12 protein-coding genes and 1 pseudogene are annotated in these 23,886 nt (G+C 39.5%); 12 read left to right on the forward strand and 1 reads right to left on the reverse strand.

Features of this window, described 5'->3' with window-relative positions:
- Positions 1-31: 31 nt before the first annotated feature.
- From yihA to ACXVWP_RS04860, 5 genes and pseudogenes are all read left to right on the forward strand, one after another.
- On the forward strand, positions 32-646 hold the full coding sequence (yihA, locus tag ACXVWP_RS04840) for a ribosome biogenesis GTP-binding protein YihA/YsxC (protein ID WP_049357183.1): 615 nt from the start codon (positions 32-34) through the stop codon (positions 644-646).
- Positions 647-775: 129 nt separating this feature from the next.
- Positions 776-1,636, forward strand: a pseudogene (locus tag ACXVWP_RS04845) (YifB family Mg chelatase-like AAA ATPase); the annotation flags it as partial.
- A 105-nt stretch (positions 1,637-1,741) separates the two neighbouring features.
- On the forward strand, positions 1,742-3,568 hold the full coding sequence (locus ACXVWP_RS04850; protein WP_458473279.1) for a hypothetical protein: 1,827 nt from the start codon (positions 1,742-1,744) through the stop codon (positions 3,566-3,568).
- Positions 3,569-3,796: 228 nt separating this feature from the next.
- The gene (locus tag ACXVWP_RS04855) at positions 3,797-4,741 is read left to right on the forward strand and encodes a nucleoid-associated protein (RefSeq protein ID WP_297568475.1); all 945 of its coding nucleotides are present in this window, start codon (positions 3,797-3,799) and stop codon (positions 4,739-4,741) included.
- The gene (locus ACXVWP_RS04860) at positions 4,738-5,736 is read left to right on the forward strand and encodes a GTP pyrophosphokinase (RefSeq protein ID WP_297568325.1); all 999 of its coding nucleotides are present in this window, start codon (positions 4,738-4,740) and stop codon (positions 5,734-5,736) included. The genes ACXVWP_RS04855 and ACXVWP_RS04860 overlap by 4 nt, the downstream gene beginning before the upstream one ends.
- A 353-nt stretch (positions 5,737-6,089) precedes the next feature.
- On the opposite strand, the gene ACXVWP_RS04865 is transcribed toward ACXVWP_RS04860, so the two are convergent.
- The gene (locus tag ACXVWP_RS04865; RefSeq protein ID WP_297568328.1) at positions 6,090-6,473 is read right to left on the reverse strand and encodes a helix-turn-helix domain-containing protein; all 384 of its coding nucleotides are present in this window, start codon (positions 6,471-6,473) and stop codon (positions 6,090-6,092) included.
- Positions 6,474-6,624: 151 nt separating this feature from the next.
- Between ACXVWP_RS04865 and ACXVWP_RS04870 the strand changes: the two genes are divergently transcribed.
- The 7 genes from ACXVWP_RS04870 to ACXVWP_RS04900 all read left to right on the forward strand — a co-directional run bounded on the left by ACXVWP_RS04870 (position 6,625) and on the right by ACXVWP_RS04900 (position 23,423).
- Positions 6,625-7,059 carry a hypothetical protein gene (locus tag ACXVWP_RS04870; protein WP_297568330.1) on the forward strand — a complete coding sequence of 145 codons (435 nt, stop codon included), beginning with the start codon at positions 6,625-6,627 and terminating at the stop codon, positions 7,057-7,059.
- A 12-nt stretch (positions 7,060-7,071) separates the two neighbouring features.
- Positions 7,072-7,713, forward strand: coding sequence for a hypothetical protein (locus tag ACXVWP_RS04875; protein WP_297568332.1), 642 nt, complete (start codon positions 7,072-7,074; stop codon positions 7,711-7,713).
- A 60-nt stretch (positions 7,714-7,773) separates the two neighbouring features.
- Positions 7,774-7,974: a hypothetical protein gene (locus ACXVWP_RS04880; protein ID WP_458473280.1), complete on the forward strand. Its 201-nt coding sequence runs from the start codon at positions 7,774-7,776 to the stop codon at positions 7,972-7,974.
- A 1-nt stretch (position 7,975) separates the two neighbouring features.
- Positions 7,976-8,473, forward strand: coding sequence for a hypothetical protein (locus ACXVWP_RS04885; protein WP_297568340.1), 498 nt, complete (start codon positions 7,976-7,978; stop codon positions 8,471-8,473).
- A 187-nt stretch (positions 8,474-8,660) separates the two neighbouring features.
- Positions 8,661-10,424, forward strand: coding sequence for a ShlB/FhaC/HecB family hemolysin secretion/activation protein (locus ACXVWP_RS04890; protein ID WP_297568343.1), 1,764 nt, complete (start codon positions 8,661-8,663; stop codon positions 10,422-10,424).
- 122 nt (positions 10,425-10,546) lie between these two features.
- The gene (locus ACXVWP_RS04895) at positions 10,547-22,912 is read left to right on the forward strand and encodes a two-partner secretion domain-containing protein (RefSeq protein WP_297568346.1); all 12,366 of its coding nucleotides are present in this window, start codon (positions 10,547-10,549) and stop codon (positions 22,910-22,912) included.
- 1 nt (position 22,913) lies between these two features.
- Positions 22,914-23,423, forward strand: coding sequence for an SMI1/KNR4 family protein (locus ACXVWP_RS04900; protein WP_297568349.1), 510 nt, complete (start codon positions 22,914-22,916; stop codon positions 23,421-23,423).
- The last annotated feature ends 463 nt before the right edge of the window (positions 23,424-23,886 follow it).

The raw sequence follows: 23,886 nt of genomic DNA on the forward strand, positions 1-23,886 counted from the left end.
ATGCTAGGATCAATTGATGAAAGGAACTATTATGTCTGAAATTAAACTGAATTATCATAAAACGCATTTTCTTACGAGCGCCCCCAATATTCGTTCTATCCCAGAAGATACAGGAATTGAAATTGCTTTTGCGGGACGCTCAAATGCTGGAAAATCAACCGCACTTAATGCATTAACCAATCAAAAAAGCTTAGCTCGAACTTCTAAAACACCTGGTCGTACACAGCTCATCAACCTTTTTGAGGTGGAGCCGAATTGTAAACTAGTGGATTTACCCGGCTATGGTTATGCTGCTGTTCCTGAAAAAATGAAAATCGAATGGCAAAAATCCCTCGGGGAATATTTGCAAAAACGCGAATGTTTAGGCGGGCTTGTTGTTTTAATGGATATTCGCCATCCTTTAAAAGATCTCGACCAACAAATGATCGAATGGGCTGTTTCTGCTGATTTACCGGTTATGTTACTTTTAACTAAAGCAGATAAGCTCAGTCAAAGTGCGCGTAGCAAACAGGTCAAAATGGTACGTGAAGCTATTTTACCCTTCCAAGGTGATATTCAAGTTGAGGCTTTTTCTGCACAAAACAAAATTGGTATTGATAAATTAGCAACTAAGTTAGATAGTTGGTTTGCGCCACTTTTCGTGTAGTTTTTTATCAAGAAAAAGTCATTTCTGCGATCAAGATCGCAAAAAAAGCACAGAATGCATGATTTCATTCTGTGCTTTTTTTATAGTGCGAAAATCTAATTATTTTTGACTGCACTTTAAGGAATCTGAATGTCTCTTGCCATTGTTTATAGCCGTGCCTCAATGGGGGTACAAGCCCCCCTTGTCACCATTGAGGTGCACTTAAGTAACGGAAAGCCTGGATTTACCTTAGTTGGCCTACCTGAAAAAACAGTAAAAGAAGCGCAAGATCGTGTCAGAAGTGCATTAATAAATGCCCAGTTCAAATATCCGGCCAAACGCATCACCGTTAACCTTGCACCAGCCGATTTACCCAAAGAAGGGGGACGATTTGATTTACCTATTGCAATCGGTATTTTAGCCGCATCAGATCAACTTGATGGCAGCCGTTTAAAACAGTTTGAATTCGTAGGTGAGCTCGCATTAACAGGTGAATTACGTGGTGTACACGGTGTCATTCCTGCCATTTTAGCGGCACAAAAAGCGAAACGCGCCCCCATTATCGCTTATCAAAATGCTAATGAAGCTTCGCTTGTTTCAGAACAAGAGACTTATTTTGCTAAAAACCTGTTAGACGTCGTACAATTCTTAAATAATCAAGAAAAATTACCTTTAGCCTCATTACTCGCACAAGAAAGTGCGGTCGGATTTTCAGCTAAAAATCACTTAGATTTGACCGATATTATTGGTCAACAACATGCTAAACGAGCACTAACGATAGCGGCAGCAGGTCAGCACAACCTACTCTTTTTAGGGCCACCAGGGACGGGTAAAACCATGTTGGCAAGCCGTCTTACTGCATTGCTACCTGAAATGACCGATTTAGAAGCCATTGAAACCGCTTCGGTTACGAGCTTAGTACAAAATGAATTAAATTTTCATAACTGGAAACAACGTCCGTTTCGAGCGCCACATCATAGTGCCTCATTACCGGCCTTAGTAGGTGGGGGATGTTAAAGTTACAAATAATTGGCAAACGATACAAATAATTGTCACATAGCTACCACATCATTTATAATCTACATATCTCTTGAAATAATAGAAAGGATGTGGATTATGTCTTTCGTAGATGAACTTATTGGAAAAGAATTCACTTATGAATCCTATGATAGTTTCTGTCCTGATTTTTCAGTATTCTTTAATAAAATGAAATATCTAGAAAACCATGCTGAATTAAACCCACGCCCACCAATTAAAGGTAGTAGTTGGTATTTTCCTTCTTATGAATATATCGTTGTTTGGTACGATAGTAGCTTGATTTTTCAAAGAAAAAACACTCAATCACACATTAAAGTTAAGTTGGTAAACCTAAAGAATCCTACCTATAAAAAGGAAGGTGTCACTTATTTAAGCATTCTGTATATTTCTGTACCTATTAATATTCTTCATTACTTCTTTATTGGTAGTGTTTGGAAAGATGGTAAGGCAATAAAACAGATAAAACTCAAAGAATATCTTGTTACAGCTAATCAAGCATTTGAAGGAAACAGAGATAACGTAAATTATCAACCTTTCTATGATAAAGAAAACCATAAATACAACGAGCCATTCTCACCAAATTTATACACTATTGAATCAGACTGTAACAACTATAAGTATGATAAAAATCAACTAATCAAAATTCAGCAAGATGGTATAGATTTCATTATTCATCCATTACATCTTTTCTGTGCTCATTATGGAATGTCAGCAGATATTAAGAGAATTTTAACAACCTACGATTGGAATGAAGTCAAAAAACGGTTTTATTTAGATATAAATGAGCCATCTTTATATCATGAAAAACACGTTGTTGTATCAAAGTATTTTGTGAAGAAAGATGCAATTTTCCTTTACCATCTCAAATATGATAAAGCAGTAACACTAGAACGAACAAAAACGCTTAATAATGAAATTAAGATTTCAGATGAGAATCCAAAGCCGATAAAAGTTCAATTTTGGCACGACCAAAAAGTGCAACTAAAAATTCGTGGTATTGAGTTAAATGGAGTTATTTTATGTGCAGAAATTGTAGGTATAAATCAACCTATCGGCGATGATATTACTCTTGTATTACATCGCAATAAAAAGGAAGAAGAAAAAAATATCCAATCAAACGGAAATGAAAAACCTGCCATCAAAAAGTATAAACGAGAAGTAAATACAGAATATCTCAGCACAAAAATTACAGATAGCGAGCCTAATAATAGAACATCTCAAAGTATCAGAAAAAAATTTGAAGAACTAGGGCAAAAAAGAATCATGAATACGGTTCATGTTCAACACCAAAATAACAATTTACATCAAACTAAAGGAATACAACCCAAAGAGGCTGATGAGCTTGGATTCGGAGACCATTATGGTGCAGAAGGTAATATAGGCTTAGCGGCTTGTTTCCTAGATGATACAAGTGAAAATAAAGATATAAAGCTATTTCGACTTTGGGATATGGCAAAAGACTTTGTTTTAAAGAATGGCGGACAGGTCCACTGGTTCACTCCCAAATTAGGATTCAGAGATGACAATGATTTGGTGTTCATATCATTAGATCAAGATAATTCTATTGCCTACCCTGAAATCGCATTGGTAATTCGTATCATCCTAGACGATGAAAAATTCTACATTATAGATTTTTCTCAAAAATCACATGACATTTCAATGAGCGGTATTGCTTATAAAGAAAGCGACGATGAAGACTTCATTTCATTAGATAACACTCAAAGCAGTAAATTAATGGAAATAATTTGTGAAGTGATACTTTCAGAGCAACTACCTACTGAGTATATTTCACAACAGAACGAGAAAGAAATGAAGATTTCAACATTCAAACATCCAACAGCAGAAAGTAGTAATTGGGTATATAACGCTATAAGTAAATTAACACTCCAAAATTTAAATAAATAATAAAGGACCATTTTACAGTAGAGCAGATCATAACCCAATTAATAGTGAATCTAGCAAATATTAACCCTAATAAATGAGCGATAATATGAATTTTGAAAATTTACAAGTAAAAAAGTTATTTCACACTTTATTCATCAACCTGATTATGCAGGAAATTCCATCCCACCTATCATTAGTCAAGAGCTAATTAGTTTAGATACACTTGCAAAAAGCCTTTTAACTGAGCGACTGGTAAAAGTCTTAGGAAGTGATTCTAAATCTGTTGAAATGCAAATATCTGATACTCAAGCAGGTAGTTGCTTTGATTATATAAACAGGGCTTTAATAAATAATAGAAGTAATTTTATAGAGCAATCTCAAAACATCGCTAATAAGCTTGCAGCCATACAAAATTCTGATAGAAAATATCCAAGTGGATTACTTATTTTAATTTATGCTACTGTAACCGCTGATAATTTAGATTGTATAATTGTGATAAAGGCAGAAGAGCAAAGTGCATTTCAAAAAATAATAGATGAAAACACGCAGTCTATTTCTTTAAACTTACTTAATGATTTATTCTTAACTCCTCAAAGTAAGCTCTATAAAGTTGGTGTTTTTATTGGGAATAATATAGAAAATAAAGATATTAGTTTATCGGAAAGAGTAAAATATTACAATGCCTTTTTATATGATTCAAATTTCACTAGAGATTTAAAAAATGCAGCAAAGTATTTCTACTCACTATTTTTAGGATTATCAATCCCTGAAAATGATAAAATTATAACTCAAAAGTTTTATGAAGAAACTCGGAAATTTATTAATAATATGCAAATTCCTTCAGAAAAAAAGATCGAGTTACAGAATGCACTCTATACAGAATTAAAAACCAATAAATCTTCAATTATTTCAACGGCAACCTTTGCAGAAAATTATCTAGATGGAAATGAGCAAGATAATTATTTATCAGTTATGTCTGATGCAAATATTCCAGATAGATCGTTCACAAAAGATATATCATTAATTGAAAATGTGCTAAAATTAAGACATTATCATTTTTCTAGTGGGGTAAAAATAATCTCACCAAGTGAAAGCGATCTAGTGAAAATAATTTCTACTGATGAAGAAATCTCGCTAATTGACAGAACACAATCAACGATTATTCGTATTAAAGGCACTTTATCTGAGCAATGATAAGAGAAGAATTTATAGCTAAATATGAACAAGACAAACCCATGTTAGAAGCATGGGCGCAGTTTATTATTGCTGAAATTCGTAAACACTTACCAGAGGGATTTGAGCAACATTCTGTAAAAATCCCCGTATCATATCGTCTTAAAGACAACCAATCTATTCTTGAAAAAGTTTTTATTAGAAAAAGGGATAAATATAAAAATCCATACGAAGACGTTCAAGATAAAGTTGGATTAAGATGGGTAGTTTTGCTTACAGAACAATTAGAAACTTTTTGCAAAATTATTGAAAATAGTGAATATTGGTCTTTTTCTAAAGATCGAACATTAAATGATTGGGAAGAAAAACCTGAGGTTTTTAGCTATCAATCTATTCATTATGTTCTCATAGCTAAACAAAAATTAGTATATAAAAGTACAGAGATTCAAATTGGTACACCTTGTGAAGTTCAACTAAGAACGCTATTGCAACATACTTATTCTGAATTTGGGCATGATACAATTTATAAAGGAAATTTAAATAAACCACCTGAAGTTTTAAGATACCTAGCTAAAAGCATGGCACTACTTGAAACAACAGATGAACTTCTATGTAATGCTAAGGAAAAAATTGAGAAAATTAATTATAAAGATCCTAGTTATCCTCTTATAAAGAAATCTAATGAAATATTTAAATCGCATTTAAACTTTACAGAGAAGCAAATATTAGATAGTGAAAAAACGGCATACTTTATTTTAAATAAAATTCGAAGTATCATTGATGACAATAAAAACTTATCAGAAGAAGATTTTAATATTTTTCTTGAATCAAAAAAATTTATTCTTGAACAAATCAAGGATAAACAATCGCATTTTATTGAATTTTCTCAACCTATCATCCTATTAATTTATTTCCTTGTTTATAAAAATCGAAGAAGAAAAGATTGGCATCCATTCTCGGGTAATATAATGGATAAAATTTATACTGATTTAGGGTACTCTTATGAACAAGATTAAATTCTTCGCCATTATGTCGCAAATGAACAAGTACTAACCACTTAAAATTACTAAAATCCTCGTAATGCATTTTCTGATTGCGGGGATTTTTTATGGCTCTAAGTTTACTAATAAACTAGGAGTAATTAAAGGGATAGTAAAAATTGATGAAATAAATTTAATGATATTATTTCCGCAAGTAAGAGAGTTTATTTGGGATTCAACCAAGTCAGAGAATGACCATATAGATAAACAGATAATAAAAGCAGTATTCCGAGATTTTCTTGAAGATGTTATAGAAAGATTATAGATAAAATAAGAGCTTCTGATTTAAAATACAGGTATGAAAAATCAGAAGCTCTTATAGTTTATAGTTATTTTCTGAAATTTGATAAGCTATCTAAAAAGACTAATAGCCCACGTCTTTCATCCGCACTTAGTTGATCCATGTGATAAGTTAAACGTTCTCTCACTTCATCTTCGCCAACAGGTATAAATTTTCTTGTATGCGTTGTCTTACCATCTTCCGCTAAACAATCAATAAAGAACCAACCAATAGATGTATCAAGTGCAGTTGCAATTTCAACTAAATGGGAAACATTAATTTTGTTATCCCCACGCTCATAGCGAGAAAGTTGTTGTTGAGCAATACCAATTTGTTCCGAAAGTGCTGATGCAGTAAGCCCCAATTCTTTTCTACGTTGCTGAATACGTTTACCAATAAATCTATCTACATCTGTAACGGATAACTTTGACATCGATCTAAATTCCTTACTTATCTTTTATTGATATTTTCGGGATTATTTACTAGTAAAAGAACATCTGATATAGTACATATAACCTAAATTACCTAATAACGGTGTATTTAGAATGTAAACATAAATTAAAACATCACAAAGGGTTATCACAATGAAGAAGCTACTTCTCTTACTCGGAATAGTTGTATTTTCAGCTAACGCCACAGCCACATCCACACTTGATCAAGCCAAATTAAATACGGTTGCAAAGGTTTATCAAACAGGAAATTTGTATAAATACGCCACTCCTGATTTTCAGAAATTGTTAGCTAAAAAGGCAAAATACGATAAATCCACGCCTTGTGATGATTGTGTAGGACACGAATCTTGGATTGATGGTCCATCTGCACAAGATGTTCCTGATTCAATTAACCCTAAATTCAAATTAGTTAAAGATAAGGTATATGCCACGTTCTTATTTTTTGATGAGAAAGTGACCATTAAATTTAGCCTAGATTGTAATAAGAATAATCAATGTTTGGTTTCTGACTTTATTACAGCAGAAGGCGATAGTTATAAGAAATCAATAATGAAATATATCAGATAGGGAAATTAAGATATGAAAAAAGTCTTTATTGCAACAACACTTGCTTTATCACTGACATCTTGTGAGGAATTAGCTTCATTTGCAAATGCATTACAACCTAGCAATACAATGCCTTCTTATGAGTTTTATGAGAAATTTAGCGAAATGAATAACGCTAAAGTAGTATTGACGATTTTAGAGAAACACCTAACAACGATATCGATAGATGGGCAAAATGAACAAGTATTTTTATTTTCACCTAGTTTAGTGAATCAATCTACATTTGGTTGGTTTACCCCAAATGATGATTATTCCTTCAATAATAGAGTAAGCTATTTACAAGAAACGAAGAACAATAAAATTGAATATATTAGCTTTGGATTCAGCCACGTTCTAAGTTTATCTAAATCAAATTTTTATCAGATATTCAATCTTAATCCAAATGATGTTTCGATAAGTCAATTAAAACAACATTGTTCTGCTTATCGAAGAATTGTTCCACTTTACAAACTTTCTATTAAGAATGGGAAATCACTCTATTTAGCTGAAGATATGGGAAGTGGTTCTGCTAATTCTTCAACAAATTTGATTATGTTTAACAGCAAGCCAGCTTGCAAGCGTTTAGGTTTTGATAAAACAGTCAAAGAATATGGTAATGAAAACTTTGAACAATAGAGTTTATCTATTTTAGTTTAATCCCAAAAATCAATCATCTTATTACAGAAGGAAACCATTATGAAAGAGTTGATCTATTTCTATCTTATTGTCGGTTGCTACATTGCACATCGTAGAACATCTCATCTTGATGCTAATTCAACTGAATTTCTAAAAACATACCTGAAAATAGTATGTACATATCCTAAAGAGTTATTTAGCAAAATATCTAGTTTAAAGAAAAAAGAGTCTGAAAATCCTGAAAAACAACAAGGAGAATAAAATGGCTTTTTCTAAGTTTAGAAAATATATTTTTCCAGTGATTGCTACTGCATTTAGTATAGATGTTTTAGTGCCTAGTATATCGCCTTTACAACTAGTACCTACCTTTCAAAAGGAAATTGAGTGCGATGATTATGTTGTTGAAGAAACAGTCCGCAGATTCATTAACGAAGGAATTCGAGCTCAAAATGTTCAAGCAAATAAACTCGCTCAATTTTTTGTAGGGCACGCTACGCAAGGGTTAGACCGCTCTAATCCACTCTGGGATATGTTTGGTCGAGCAATGGAAGGTGCAGGAAGTATTGCTGAAGGTACAACAAGAATGCAGAATTATATTGCATTTTCTTCTTTTGAATCTAAAGAAATATCTGATAACAACGGTGTGAAGAAGTGTAGAATTATGGCTAATTCTATTGGTAACAGATTATCAGGTAGTGCAGACTATACTACACATAACTATATTGTGAGCATTAATGGTAATCAGGTTAGCGTTGATTAACTTGTTATATATCCATTTTTTAGAATCACAGTTCATAAGCAACTCAGCAATGGGTTGCTTTATTTTTTAATTTAATATTTAAAATAAAGTTGTTTAATTGAAGTATTTTAAATTCAATGAGTATTTGATTATAAATTATAAATAGCATAAAATTAACGACATGAATTTCGTCATCTTGAGTAAAAATATGAAAGTAGTTTATCAGCATATTTATTCGGTAATGATATTTGCCTGCCTTCCTAATTCTCTTTTTGCTAATCAAACTGAAAACTTCTCTCGCTTAAATCAAATTGATGCTACGCAGCAACAACGACAGCAACACATTCAACAAGCACAAGATAAAATATTGCAACCTCAATCTGATGTACGTTTAGATACCACCAATAAGGAAAGGTTGACATTATCAAACCACGAAATGCCTTGTTACCCCATCCATCGTATTAGTATCATCGATTACTCCACTACGCCCACTTCCTCTAAAAGCCAATTCCAATGGGCATTTGAACAAGCCGCCCGAGATTTAAAACTAACCTTGCCGCACTGTTTTGGTGGGGAAGGTTTAGGTATTTTAATGAAGCAAATTCAAAATCGAATTATTGAAAAAGGTTATGTGACAACCCGTGTGGTAACTCCTGAGCAGGATTTACGTGGTGGGCAGTTACATTTAACGGTTATCCCTGGGCGGATTGGCAATACCATTGTAGCTGATAGCGGTGTAGTACCTCGTTTTACGCGTTTACATGCGTTAACGGGGTTTACTTTTTCTAAAGGCGACTTGTTAAATGTGCGTGATATTGAGCAGTCTTTGGAAAACTTGAAACGCATTCCGAGCGCAGAGGCGAACATTGAGATCTTACCGAGTGAAAGCGAACAAGCACAGCTTGGCGAGAGCGATTTAAAAATCAGTTATGCACAAGCTTTTCCTTTTCGGCTGAATATTGGTTTAGATGATGCCGGTTCAACCTCTACGGGGAAATTTCAAGCCAGCGGAACGTTGTCGTTTGATAATATGTTCTCGGCAAATGACCTATTTTATACGGCTTTCACGCATAGTTTAAAAACGCATAATGATGATAAAGGCAACCGTGCCAGCAAAAATCTAACCTTCTATTATTCAATTCCTTTTGGTTATTGGACACTTTCTGCTTCACAAACTTATAGCCGTTATCATCAAGAAGTCTTCGGAGCCTTTGACAATAACTACCTGTATGCCGGTGAGAGCAATACCACCAAAGCAACACTTTCTTATCTACTCTATCGAGATAGCAAACGCAAAACGTCCATTTCGGGAAGTTTTTGGTCTCGTCAATCACATAACTATGTTGATGGGGCGGAAGTTGAAGTTCAACAACGCAGAATGGCAGGTTGGGAAGCCGGGCTTTCACATAAAGAATATTTGGGCAGTGCCACACTTGAATTATCAGCGAATTATAAACGAGGAACAGGCGCAAGAGGTGCTTTATCTGCACCGGAAGAGCTTTGGGGCGAAGGGACATCTCGTCCACAAATCATCTCGGCTTCAATCGATTTTACCCAACCATTTATGTTAGGCGAACAACCTTGGCAATATCAAACCGGTTGGAATGCACAATGGAACAAAACACCATTGATTGCCCAAGACCGTTTTAGCATTGGTGGGCGTTATACGGTGCGAGGATTTGATGGCGAATTAACGCTTTCTGGTGAGCGGGGCTGGTTATGGCGGAATGAATTGGCTTGGAATGTGAATGGCAAAGGGCAACAGCTTTATTTTGCTTTAGATGGTGGACGAGTGATGGGCTGGGCAACCGAATCGCAATTAGGTCATCATTTAATGGGAATGGCGATGGGCATTAAAGGTGGCTGGCAAGGCTTTTATTACGATGTTTTTGTCGGTAAGCCAATCAGCAAACCACAAGGTTTTAAAACCTCTAACGCCGTAGCAGGCTTTAATGTGGGTTATAGTTTCTAATAAAAAATGACATCACTTTGCTCCCTCCGTTTACGGAGGGAGCAAGGTTTTTGTGGGGTAATGTGGATTTACATCCACCCTACATGATTTTGAATAAAAAATTTTGAAATAAGGATTAAAAAATGAATAAAAAATGTTTCCGTGTGATTTTCAGCAAAACGCTTCAGCGTTTGGTGGTAACCTCTGAATTAGCAAAATCAGAAGGTAAATCTACGGAGTCGTCCGCTTTTGGCTTATCGCACATTTTTGCCCAAATCCGACCGCTTACCTTTAGCCTTTATTGTGCATTAGGCTTTGTAGCATTCTCTAATTCGGCATTAGCCAATCTGATTATTCAAGCCGATAAATCCGCCCCGAAAAATCAACAACCGATAGTACTACAAACAGCGAACGGTTTACCGCAAGTCAATATTCAAACCCCGAACGACAAAGGGCTTTCACATAATAAATATGCCAAATTTGATGTTGATACCAAGGGGGCGATTTTGAACAACAGCCGCACCAATGTGCAAACACAGCAAGGCGGTTTGATTACGGGCAATCCTTATTTGGCGAGAGGGGAAGCCAAGGTCATTTTAAATGAAGTCAATTCCTCCGACCCCTCAGTGTTAAAAGGCTATGTGGAAGTAGCAGGCAAAAAGGCGGATGTGATTATTGCCAATCCGTCCGGTATTCATTGCGAAGGGTGTGGGATTATCAACTCTAACCGTGCGACGCTCACAACCGGTAAACCACAGATTAAAAACGGCAACTTAGAAAGCTTTGTGGTGGAAAAGGGTAAGGTCAAAGTATCGGGCAAGGGGTTGGATAACAGCCGAGTAGATTACACCGAGATTATTGCTCGAGAAACGCAAGTCAATGCCGGTGTTTGGTCTAAAAAAGAAGCTAAAGTGATTACCGGTAAGAATACGGTCAAGCGGTTGGAAACTTCGACAGATTTACAAATTATTCACAACAATCAACCGCTTGCGGATGAACCACGCCCACAGGTGGCGGTGGATGTTGGCGAGTTGGGTGGCATGTACTCGGGCAAAATTCATCTTATCGGCACGGAAAAAGGCGTGGGCGTGCACAATGCCGGACATATTGGGGCGAGTGCGGAAACTCTCAAAATTGACAGCGAAGGTCGCATTGTCAATACCGGAACTTTAAACGCCAATCACGCCGTTCAACTAGCAGGCACAAAAGGCATTGAAAACCGAGGTAAAATCGAAAACCGCCAAGGCGACATGACCTTTAACACGGCAGCCGATATTCAACAAGATGGCTCTGTAGTCGCACGTGGCGGTCAAATTCATCAAACGGCAAACCAAGCCATTCACCAGCAAGGTGAAACGGTGGCAAAAGGGCGTATTACCTACAAGGCACCCAAGGTTACCGCTTCAACGTCTTCCTTAATTGCCGCCGGTGTAGAGATTCAAGACACTCCAAACGGCGAAACCCGTACCCTTGAAAAAGCAAGTGCCCAAGGGCAATCGATTGTAGTAAACACGACCGGAAAAAGTACGCTGCAAGGCAAGGTGTTGGCGTCGAATGTCCAAGTCAATGCTGCTGAGGCGAACTTTGATAACAGCCAAATCCACGCCTATGCGCTGAATGTGCAAGCAAAAGCGGGCAACATTCAAGCGGATAATGCCGTGCTGATGGCAGAAAAAACGCTCAATCTCACTACGCCAGCCCAACTCCAAACGCAAAACAGCGTGCTGAAGGCGGAAACACTGACGACCCAACAACGCTCACTGAATACCAACGGTGCCATTTGGGAGCAAACCGGCAGCAGCGAATTAAAGCTCAATGTTGCCGATAAACTGCAAAATCGTGGCGGTACTTTTAAAACCCAAGGGGATTTAACGGTTAATGCACAGGGAATGGATAACCAACAAGGGCGTTTGTTGGCGAAAGGCAAGCTGACGGTTAATGTTGCTCAAGGTAAGGTTGATGCTACGCAAGGCATGTTGGTGGCGGAGAAAGACGTTGTGATTAAGTCGGGCGAATGGCTTAATGACGGCGGTTTAATTCAGTCTCATCAAAATGTGACGATAAATACCCATGGGCAAACACTTTCGAATCAACAAACGCTCACGGCAACACAAGACAAAGGCATTGTGGCATTGGGGCAATTAAATATTCAGTCGTCCAATTTTTCCAACCAACAAGGGCGAGTGGTTAGCGGTGGCAATCAACAGCTTACTGCCACGAACGTCAATAACGACCAAGGTTTGGTTTATACCCAACAAAACCTCGCCTTAAACGCACAAAACCTGACGAACCACCACGGCACGCTCAATGCCACCCAACAGGCAACCTTGGCACTGACCGGAAATTTAAGCCAAACGGCAGGCATGGTTGAGGCGGAGCGTATCACGCTTTCGGCTCAAAATCTGCACAGCCGTGAGCATAGCCGTATTGTGGCAAATCAAACGGATTTAACGCTGGCGAATCAGTTAGATAACAGCAACAGCTTGATTCAAGCGAAAACGGCGGCTTTAACGATTTCAAGCCAAGCATTAAATAATACAAAAGGGGACATTCAGAGTTTACAAGGTCGTGCTGATATCAATACCCATCAACAAACGCTTGATAATACCGCCGGTAAAATTCGCTCAAAATCTACGCTGACGTTAAATAGCGGAAAATTAGATAACACCCAAGGTGCAATTCATAGCGAAAGTGATATTTGGCTTGATACCCATCATCAAACATTAACCAACCAGAATACCCTTTCATCAGAACAAGGGATTGTGGCATTGGGTAAATTGACGCTAAAAAGCGCAGATTTGGTTAATCAACAAGGTTATATTGCAAGCCGAGAAGCACAAACGCTAGAGGCTAACGCAGTTGATAACACGCAAGGTTTAATCAAAGCAAATCAGGCATTGACGTTTGTTGCACAGTCGGTTGAAAACAAGGAAGGGATTATTTCAGGGAAGACGGTTGCTAATATTTCTGTCGCTGATCATTTTTCACAAACAGCAGGGCAGCTTGGGGCGGATACACTGTGGTTAAATGCAGCGCGTTTAACGAGCGAAGAGGGCAGTTTGATCTCGGCAACGAAGGCAGATATTCAAGTCTCAGGGCCGTTCAGTCATCAACAAAGCCGTTTAAATACGGTTGGGGATCTCACTGTTCAAAGCCAGGGCTTAAACAATCTACTTGGGGTTATCAATAGCGTTGGAGGGAATATCACTATTCAGACCCAACAACAGCAGTTGAATAACACTCAAGGTCAAATCACGGCGAAAGGTAAACTGACGGTCAATTCAGGCGAATTGCAGAATCAGGCAGGTTTGCTTTATGGCGAACAAGAGATCACGATTAACACGCATGGAAAAACGTTAAACAACCAACAAACCCAAGGTCAAAATCAGGGAATTTTAACGCCAGGTAATTTAACGATAAATTCAGGGAAATTAGAGAATACCCAAGGCGTGATTTCAGCTAAATCTGTGCAATTGAATAGCACGGCATTAACCAATCGCTTAGGGCGCTTACAAAGTAATGAAGATTTATCGCTGACGACTCAACATCTTGAGAACAGCCAAGGGATCATTTCAGGTGCAAAAAAGGTGACCTTAACGGTTGCAGAGAGCTTACAACAAACGGCAGGTCAAATTGGTGCAGGCGAATTAACCCTTAATGCCGGCTCACTCCAATCAACAGAAAAAAGTGTGATCGCGGCAGATAATGCCACCTTAACGGTTCAGCAGGCATTAACTAATACAGACAGTGAAATCTCTGCGACTCATCATCTTGCGATAACAAGCCAAGCACTAGATAACCAACGAGGTTTGTTGCTTGCCGAGCAAGGCAATTTAACGCTTAACAGCCAACAACAGCAGATCAATAATCAGTACGGTAAAGTGGTTGCCAACCAACAACTACAAGTTGAAAGTGGCGCATTAAATAACCAAAACGGCTTGGTGCAAGGGAAAACCGGTGTCAGTTTAAATACGCACCAGCAATCGTTGGATAACACCTTAGGCAAAATTATCAGCCAGCAAGCCTTAACGATTGCCGCCGGTGAGTTAAATAATCAGCAAGGTCATATTCAATCTACGCAACAAGCCGACATTCATTTGGGGCGTGCGACATTGCATAACGCATTGGGTGTGATGAAGTCTGAAGCGGATTTACGTTTAAATGCCGGTATCGTGCGTAACCATCAAGGTGTGGTGGATGCAAAAAATCTGCAAGCGGATCTCATTACTCTTGAACAAGAAGGGGGCGTGATTCAAGCGAATCAATCGCTCAATTTAACGGCAAGCGGTCCAATTTCTTCTACCAATCGCAGCTTAATACAGGGCGAAAATCTGCACATTACAGTTGCCGGTCAGCTTGATAATCAGCAAAGTGAAATCATTGCTAAAAACCATGCAACGCTTAACAGCGGACAGCTCAATAACAATGATGCAGCGATTGTGGCAGAGCAAGGCAATCTTGAGATTACCACCCACCAACAAGCCTTAACAAACCAGCAAGGTAAGTTAAGTGCCGGGGCGAATTTGACGCTTGAAAGTGGCGATTTAGACAACACTGCCGGTTTAATTCAAAGTCGCCAAAATATGACGATTCATACGCATCAAGGCAATTTGAATAACCAACAAACGCAAGTCTCTGCACAAAATAAAGGCATTATTGCGCTAGGCGAGTTAGCTTTAACAACACAAAATTTCCTGAACCAACAAGGTTATTTATTAAGCCAACAGGCACAAACCTTGAACACACGCAACCTTGAAAATGACTCGGGGGTATTGGCTTCGCTGGGCGGACAAAAGGTCTCGGCACGTGAAAATATCACTAATCGCCAAGGCAGAATCAGTGGTGAGTCAGCCGCTCTTACTGCCCAAGCCATTGATAACCAATCTGGATTATTGCAAGGGAGCCAAGCTCTCACTGTCCAAGTGCAAGGCAATCTGAACAATGTGAAAGGACAAGTGAAATCCAAAGAAACGCTCAATATAAAAGCGAATGAAGTCAATAATCGTGAAGGGCAAGTGCGTGCAACGGAGGGGACGCTATCACTTTCTGGGTTATCAACACTAGATAATACACTTGGCAATATCACAGCCAAACAACAAGCCACTATTGAAGCGACTGCCTTAAACAATCAACAAGGTTTAGTGTACAACGAGCAAGGTTTACTCCATCTCAACCTGAAGCAAGCTCTTGATAATGCAAACGGCAGCGTGATCAGCAAAGATACATTTGTGCTCAAAAGTGATTCATTAAACAATCAACAAGGCACACTTTATGCCGAAAACCAAGGCAACATTCACGTCAATGGTTTATTGGATAACCGACAGCTGGGCAAAATCCACGGTTTGGGCGAAATGGCGATTCAAGCGAACCAAATTGATAACCGAGGTGGCGAAATCCGCACCCAACATAAACTGGTGCTGAATGCAACGGCGGATATCAACAACCAAAAAGTGAGTAACACCGGCTCATTTATTGAAAGTGGTAATGTCTTATCCATCCAGACCGCACAACTGAATAACAGCCAGACCAAAGCCACGAATGAAAAGATGACCCAAGGGATTTTAGCCTCAGCGCTAACGATTTCAGCGCAGGTGCTGGATAACCAACAAGGGAAAATCCATAGCCGTGTGCAAGGCGATTTACAGATACAATCGAACCTGAATAATCAGCAAGGCGAAATAACCGGCGGTGGCAATGTCGCGATTCAGGGTAAAGCACTGACGCTTAACAACCAAAACGGGCGTTTGCAAGCGGTGGATTCGCTTTCCCTTTTTGCAGATGAAGTGACGACCAACGGGCATATTGAAGGGCGAGATATTACGATTCGCCAGCAAAAAGATTTTGTGACGAATAACCACATCAATGCCGACCGAAGCTTATCCATTAGCACGGCAGGTAATCTGACCAATCAGCATAACTTATATGCCGATGAGCAAGTTACCTTAAATGCCAACCATATTACCAACCGTATTGATGGACGCATCAGTAGTGCTAACACGCACATTACTGCAAAAGGCGATTTAACCAATGAAGGGTTAATCAACAGCGTGAGTGCCGATGAAAATGCCCAAACCGTGATTAAGGTGGGTGGTCGTTTAACCAACACGGGCAAAGGACGCATTTATGGCGATAATATTGCCCTGCAAGCGGATAAGTTTGAAAACCGCGATAAAGATTACGGCAATGGCGAAATTCTCTCTGCGGTAGTGGCTGCACGTGGGCGTTTAGATATTGGCGCACGAGAAATTGAGAATAATACCGGCTATTACCTTTCGGATAACCAAGTAGGCGCAACGCTTTTCAGCGTGGGCGATATGAGCTTTGGTCGCATCTTAAATGAGCATCATCAAGCAGAAGGCAAAGCAGATGTGTTGCGTAATAACAGTAGTGTGATTGAGTCAGAAAGCCGTATTCGTTTTGGGGTGGATAAGGTTTATAACAATAATACACACTTTACAGTGGAGCATGTTGAAGAAGGTAAACCCAATAAGGATATTACGTTATTACAAGATAAAACAAAACCAATCAATGAGCACTATATCATTCCTAAAGATGGCTATGATAAATTACCTGCAACGTTCATCAACACCTTGAAAGAAGAGAAAGGCGCACTTTCTAATAGTCCGTTTATCCCTATGAAATATCTCAAATGGGTTGGTTGGAGCCGAGCAGGACAATTAGTTTACCAAAGTGATGGTACGAAACCTGTAGAATTAAAAGCAGGAGATAAGATTACACCTGATATGGTGCTTGCTGTTCGCAACCAAATGAACTGCGATGAATATGGTGGAGAGAAGGCAAAATGTAACTACGATCCAGCGGGTCAATATGGGATAGATAGTCCAATTTGGGCACATTTTAATGCAACAGCTCCAGCTGAGGCTGCACCATTATTTCCATTTGATAAATTAGAGGCTCAGCCTTGGTACAAAGAAGCCGATTGGTTCTCACTTGATGATAGCACAAAAGAATTTGATACCTTTAAAGTACAGGAAGATCCGGGTAGTGCGCCAAGCAAGCCTAGAAAACGTTTTTTTGAGAAAGAAGAGGCTTATCAGAAAAGAGTTGAGGAATATGAAAATCAACTTGCTGCATATACATTAGCAAAAGAAAAATGGGATTTCTATCGTACGCATATTGAACCTTATACGATATGGGAAAATAAATATAAGGAGGCTTTGACAAAAGTAGATGAGGGTATACAAAAACATAACCAAGATCGTATCGATAAACTCAAATTACCTTATTATCGTCGTTTTTGGGATATTAAATTAACCCATCATCGTGAAGATGAAAGTAAAGTCTTGACGACCGTTGCAGGGCAAATTATTGCCGGCGGAAATTTAGAAGCCAATAGTCAGTCTTTTGTGAATAATCGCAGTGTGGTGATTGCCGGTCAAGATATGTTGCTCGAAAATAAAATTAAAAATGAAGATGAAGAGGGCAGACATCGCATAACAGATACAGGTAAAAGTGAATACACTTACAGCCGTTGGCGTGGAGGATTTAGACGTTATCATCAGCGTAAATGGGACGGTGAAAATGATTACACCCGCATTATCGAAACACCATTTAATATGCAGGTGGTTAGAACAGAAAAAAATGTAAATTATGCTGACAACAAACAAACCGATGATTCACTCAAAAACAAAACGCTTCATCAACTTTCGTTAAGCAATGTGAGCGTACAGAATGACGCACTTTCTGCACAAGGGAACAAAACGCTGGGGGGATTAAACTCGCTCGGCTCGGCTTCGTTTACCTCACTGGGCGGAATGGCGCATCAGATGGATGTATTAGGTGCTTGGTCGGGCAATGGGGCGACTGTAGATGTTCAAACGCCGACAGGGAAGCAAGATGCCTTCCAAACCTTGCGTGATGAAGCCTTTAAGCCGACCACGGTGGCGAAGAACAATGCCAATACCTCAGCTCGCCCACTGGTACGCATTGCCCTGAACGAACAGCAAGAAGTGCGGAGTATTCAGCCGAATTTAGTGATTCCGCAGAATGTGTGGTATCGGGTTAATGCAAATCCGACCAACCGTGTACTTGTTGAAACCGACCCGGATTTTACTAATCAAAAACGTTGGTTAAGTTCGGATTATATGTTCAATGCTTTACGCTATGAGCCGAATGCGGTGCAAAAACGCTTAGGCGACGGTTTTTATGAGCAGCGTTTAGTGCGTGAGCAAATTAACCGTTTAACGGGCAGAAATTTTGTCGGGAATTATACGGATTTTGACAGCCAATATCGTGGCTTGATGGATGCGGGTATCACCTTTGCCCAAAAATTCAACTTACGCCCGGGGATTGCCCTTTCACCAAACCAAGTGGCACAGCTGACGGCAGATATTGTGTGGTTGGAGAGCGAGCAGGTTACTTTACCAAACGGCAAAGTGGAAAACGTGTTAGTGCCGAAAGTGTATGCCTTGGCGAAAAAAGGCGACATCACGGGCAATGGCACGTTGCTTTCGGGTAATAAAGTGATTCACAAAGGTGGCGAGTTTATTAATAGTGGCACCGTTGCCGGTCGTGAACTGGTGCAGTTTGACAGCGAGAGCATTCGCAACAGCGGCAACATCAGCGGTGGTGCGATTGTGGGCAAGGTAAGTGGCGATATGGAGAACGTGGGCGGCACAATAGAAGCCGACCGCGCGATATTGCTGAACGTTGCCGGCAACTTTAACCACACAAGCCAAACGCATACGACTTCCGTGAATGAACAAGGCTACCAACGCACCGACACCACCATTGGTCGTAAAGGCTTGTTACACGTCAAAGGCGAGAACGGTACGCTGCAAATCCAAGCGAACAACATCACTCTTGCCGGTGCAGACATCATCAATGACGGGCAAGGTCAAACCTATCTTTCTGCAAAAAACAACTTAAATCTGACCGCTTTATCGGTGGGCTTTGATGAGAAGATGGGCGGCGGCAACCACTATCGTAATGAAGCGGTACAAAGTGTTGAAGTCAGCCGTGTGCAAGGCAAGGGTGATGTGGTGCTAAGCGGTCAAAACATTTATAGCGAAGCGGCACAACTGGAAGCAAAACAACGTTTAGCCTTGTTAGCGGAAAATGATGTGGTGTTGGGAACGGCGAGTACCTCAAGTGATTATGCGGAATACCACCACACGAAAAGCGGTGGGGCATTCGGCAGTTCGAAGAAAACGACCTTAGATACCTATCAAGACAAAACCCAAGTCGGCACGACATTGGGCGGTGGCGAGATATTGGTTTCTGCCGGCAATGACCTAAAAGCCCAAAACCTTCAAGCGATTGCCGATAAGGATTTAAGCTTACAAGCGGTCAATAATGTCAGCATTTCTGCCGATACGAACTACTTTAAAGAAACCCATTTTGAGCAAAAATCAAAATCGGGTGTGTTCTCGGGTGGTGGCATTGGCATTACTTTTGGCAAAAAATCGGAAACCCACGAAAGCGAAGCGGAAGGCTGGCAACAAAGTCAAGCACGCAGTACGCTGGGCAGTGTGTCGGGCAATGTGAGTGTGAAAGCAGGCAATCACGCCCATCTTTCAGGCACAGATTTAATTGCTTCTAAAGAACTCGACAAAGCCATTACGATTGAAGGTAAATCAACTTACATTGGTGCAAGCCAAGATGAGTTAAGTTCAAAAGAACGCCACGAGTATAAACAGTCAGGCTTAACGGTATCTTTCAGTTCTGCAGTAACCGATGCGGCAATGGCAGTGCAAAGCAGCTTAAAACGTTCGGAGCAAGTCAAAGACGAAAGACTTGATAAATTGCTGAAAGTGAAAGCAGCGAACGAAGCCATTGAGATGGCAGAAAAAGCCGGCCAAGCGATTGACGCAATACAAAAAGCGGACAGTGTCAGCGAAGCGCTAGCCAATAGCGATGCGAAAGTCTCGGTGAGTGTGGGCGCAAGTAAATCCGTCTCCACCAGCCACACCCAACAAACTACCCATCAAGGTAGTGAGTTAAGTGCCGGCTCGGTTACAGTTCGTGCCACTGAGGGCGATAACACGATTGTTGGCTCAAAAATCAACGCCAAAGAAGCGACCTTGGAAGGCAACAACGTTACACTACTCGGCACCACCGACAGCCAAACCAACCGCAGCGACAACAAGAGCGGCAGTTGGAGCCTGGGCGTGTTTGTGGGCAAATCGGGCGGTTCGACCGGTTTAGGTATTGAAGGAGCCGCAAGCGTAGGCAAAGGGCATTCAAACAGCGACTCGCAGGTGCAAAACCACACCGAAATCAACGCCGACCGTTTAACAATTAAAGCAAACGAAACCACAGCCTTAAAAGGCGCGACGGCGAATATCAACCACTTAGCACTTGATACCAAAAATCTGCATATTGAAAGCGTGCAAGATATTGAAAAATATGACAGCAAGCAAACGCAAGGTGGTGTAAGTGCTTCAGTCGCTATTTATGGAAGTGGCTCGAGCGTATCGGCTCAAGGTAGCCGCACCAAAGCCAATGTGGATTATGCGCAGGTTACTCAACAATCTGGCTTTAATATTAAAGAAAGCTCGGCTATCAACGTAGCCGAAAACACCCACTTAAAAGGCGGCGTTATCAATGCGGAAGGAAAAAAAGAAAACCACCGCTTAACCACAGGCACGCTCACGACAGAAAACATTGAAAACCGTAGCGATATTAAAGTCAGCACCGTAACCGCAGGGGCAAGCACGGATATGTCGCAAATGGCAACGATGGCAATGGGTGCGGCATTAAGTGCTTTAGGTAACACAAACGAAAGTGAACGCAGCCAAACACAAGCCGCGATTAGCTCGAATATCAATGTACAAATTACCGACAGCGAAGCCCAAAAACAGAAAACGGGCAAAACTGCTGAAGAAACCTTGCAAAGCCTAAATCGAGATGTAGCAAATGCGAACCAAAAACTGGAGAAGCAAGACTTAACCAAAGCGAAAGAACGCCAAGAAATGGCACAAACCATTGGGCAGATTTCGGAAGACTGGTTGCAGTTTGCGGTGGGCGATAAGCTCAAAGAAGCCGATAAAAAACGCCAAGAAGCGGACGCTATCGAGAAAGACAACCCAACAAAATCCTCCGAGCTCAAAGCCCAAGCACAAGCGATTGAAGCGGAATACGGCTTAGGCAGCAACTTACAAATGGGTGTTCGAGCAGCCACCGCTGCTCTACAAGGCTTGGCAACAGGCAGCGTAAACCAAGCGGCAGTGGGCGCAGCTTCGCCATATCTGAACAAGCTGATTAAAGAGCAAACCGGCGATAATAAAGAAGCCAACTTAATTGCTCACGCCGTATTAGGTGCAGTAGAAGCGCATTTCACAGGCAACAACGCCGCAGCCGGTGCAGTGGGTGCATTAACCGCAGAGGCAGCAGCTCCCTTGATTATGCAAACGCTTTACGGCACGGAAAAACCGGAAAACCTAACCGACAGCCAAAAACAAAACGTGGCGAATTTAAGTCAAATCGCAGCTGGTTTAAGCGGTGGTTTAGTTGGCGACAGCACAGGCAGTTTTGTGGCTGGGGCGGAGATTGGGAAAAGAGCGGTGGAGAATAATGCTCTTTCCCTTAAAGATGTTTATCAATACCAAAAATCATTAAAAGCAGCTATTCAAAATGGTAAAAGTGTTGGGGAAGTTCATCAGAGATTTAAAGAATTAAGTGAAAAACAACGAGCTGAATTGCTTGCTAATTGTGATATTGAATGTAGAGCAACGGTACCGAATGAATTATTGGGTGCTGTTGGTTTTGCAGATGAATTATCAGGTATATTGCATAGCTGGTTGAATGGCTTACCGTTAGATGAGCAAACAAAATTCTATCAGTTAGTTGAAGAAGAAAATGCGAAAACGATTGAGGCATTAAAAGCTCAGCAAACTGATTTTGAAAAAGGCATAGAATTAGCCATGAATGCTGCGCATTTGTTTGCGAAAGAGGATATAAACAATACCTCCAATAAAAAAGCTATTTATAATCCAAAACAAACAAGAGCAAAAATTGAAGATAAATTTGGAGAGCATAATGTAAAATCGACCACGGTTGTTCAAAATGCACGTTCTACCGTTACAGAACGAACCTTAAAAACGGGAGAAAGTGTTCAGATTATTCAATCAGAAGGTGGCAAAGCAATTCAAGTTCATTCTAAACCTGATGAATTTGGTAATACAAAACTGCTCGCAAATATTCCGTATGATACGAGAGGTTTACCTGTTTTTGATGATGTGGCGACATTTACCACAAAAATTGAGAAGCCTAAAAATTATCAAAATTTATCTAGTAAAGTAAGGAGAGAGCTTGAAATGAAAAATGCAACTCTAGCATTAAAGCAAGAAATAGAGCAAGGTAAAGTCAATAAAAATCTATTTACTCAAAGGCAGCTAGAAGATATTTATTCAGGTAAAGCTCAAATTGATAAATATACATGGCATCATAATGCTCAAAGTAGCCCTAATAATATGCAATTATTACCTACAAATATTCATGATGCAGTGAAGCATATTGGCGAAGCATCTTTAAGTGAGGGGAGATAATATGAAATTTAGAAATTTAGAAATTACATATGATAATGGCACAGTTGATATTTCAATCATTAAAGACGTTGAAAATATTTTTAATATCAAGTTTCCTAAGTTATATGTTGAATTGATATCGAAACATAATAATCTTTCGGTAGAACCTAGTTATATTACTTATTATGATAGCTATAATAAAGAAGATGGTATGGCTGCTATTGGTTTTGATAGCTTTGAAACTGAACAGAACCCAGATCCTCAAAATATCTGTAGACAATATATTTATGATGATCCAACTTATGGTTATGAAGCTGTGTATTCATTTGCTCGTACAGGAAATGGGGACTTTATCTGTTTTGATTATCGAGAGGATCCAAACGGAGATGAACCAAAGATTTGTATTGTAATTCATGATGAATATGATGAAGAAACAGGAAAGATGCTGCTTTTTCCTGTGGCAAATAATTTTGAGGAGTTTTTAGATAGCCTAAAATCTTTTGATGAAATTATGGCTAAATATTCCACATAGAACACAGGGATAATACAAGCGGTTGTTTATGATTAAGATTTTGCAAGTTCTAGCAGTAAATCTACCGCTTGTATTTGAGTTGGGGTATTGGGGCAACATGAGTATAGAGAAATAAATCATGTCAGGTTGTAACTATTATTGAGTTTTAAAATCGCCTGTGATGACGATTTTTTATTTCTATATACAATAAAATTAGTTGCTAATACTTGCAATATGCCTAAAACTTGATTTAGAATGATGTTGAATTTAGGCAAATATTCTCGATTTGCTTTTTTGGGAATCACCCGTTTTTATTTTGTTCAACCAGTTTTTTAGAGAAATAGGGCTTATCGTAAAGATAAGAGAGAATTTACTTACTGGTTGAACAAAAATGAAAAAGGACTTACGCCTCCAACTCTCCACATCTCATGCAAACTATCTAAGCTACTTAACATCACACAGAAAAATTATTATGCCGTTTTAT

This window comes from Haemophilus sp. SZY H56 (genome assembly GCF_054332415.1).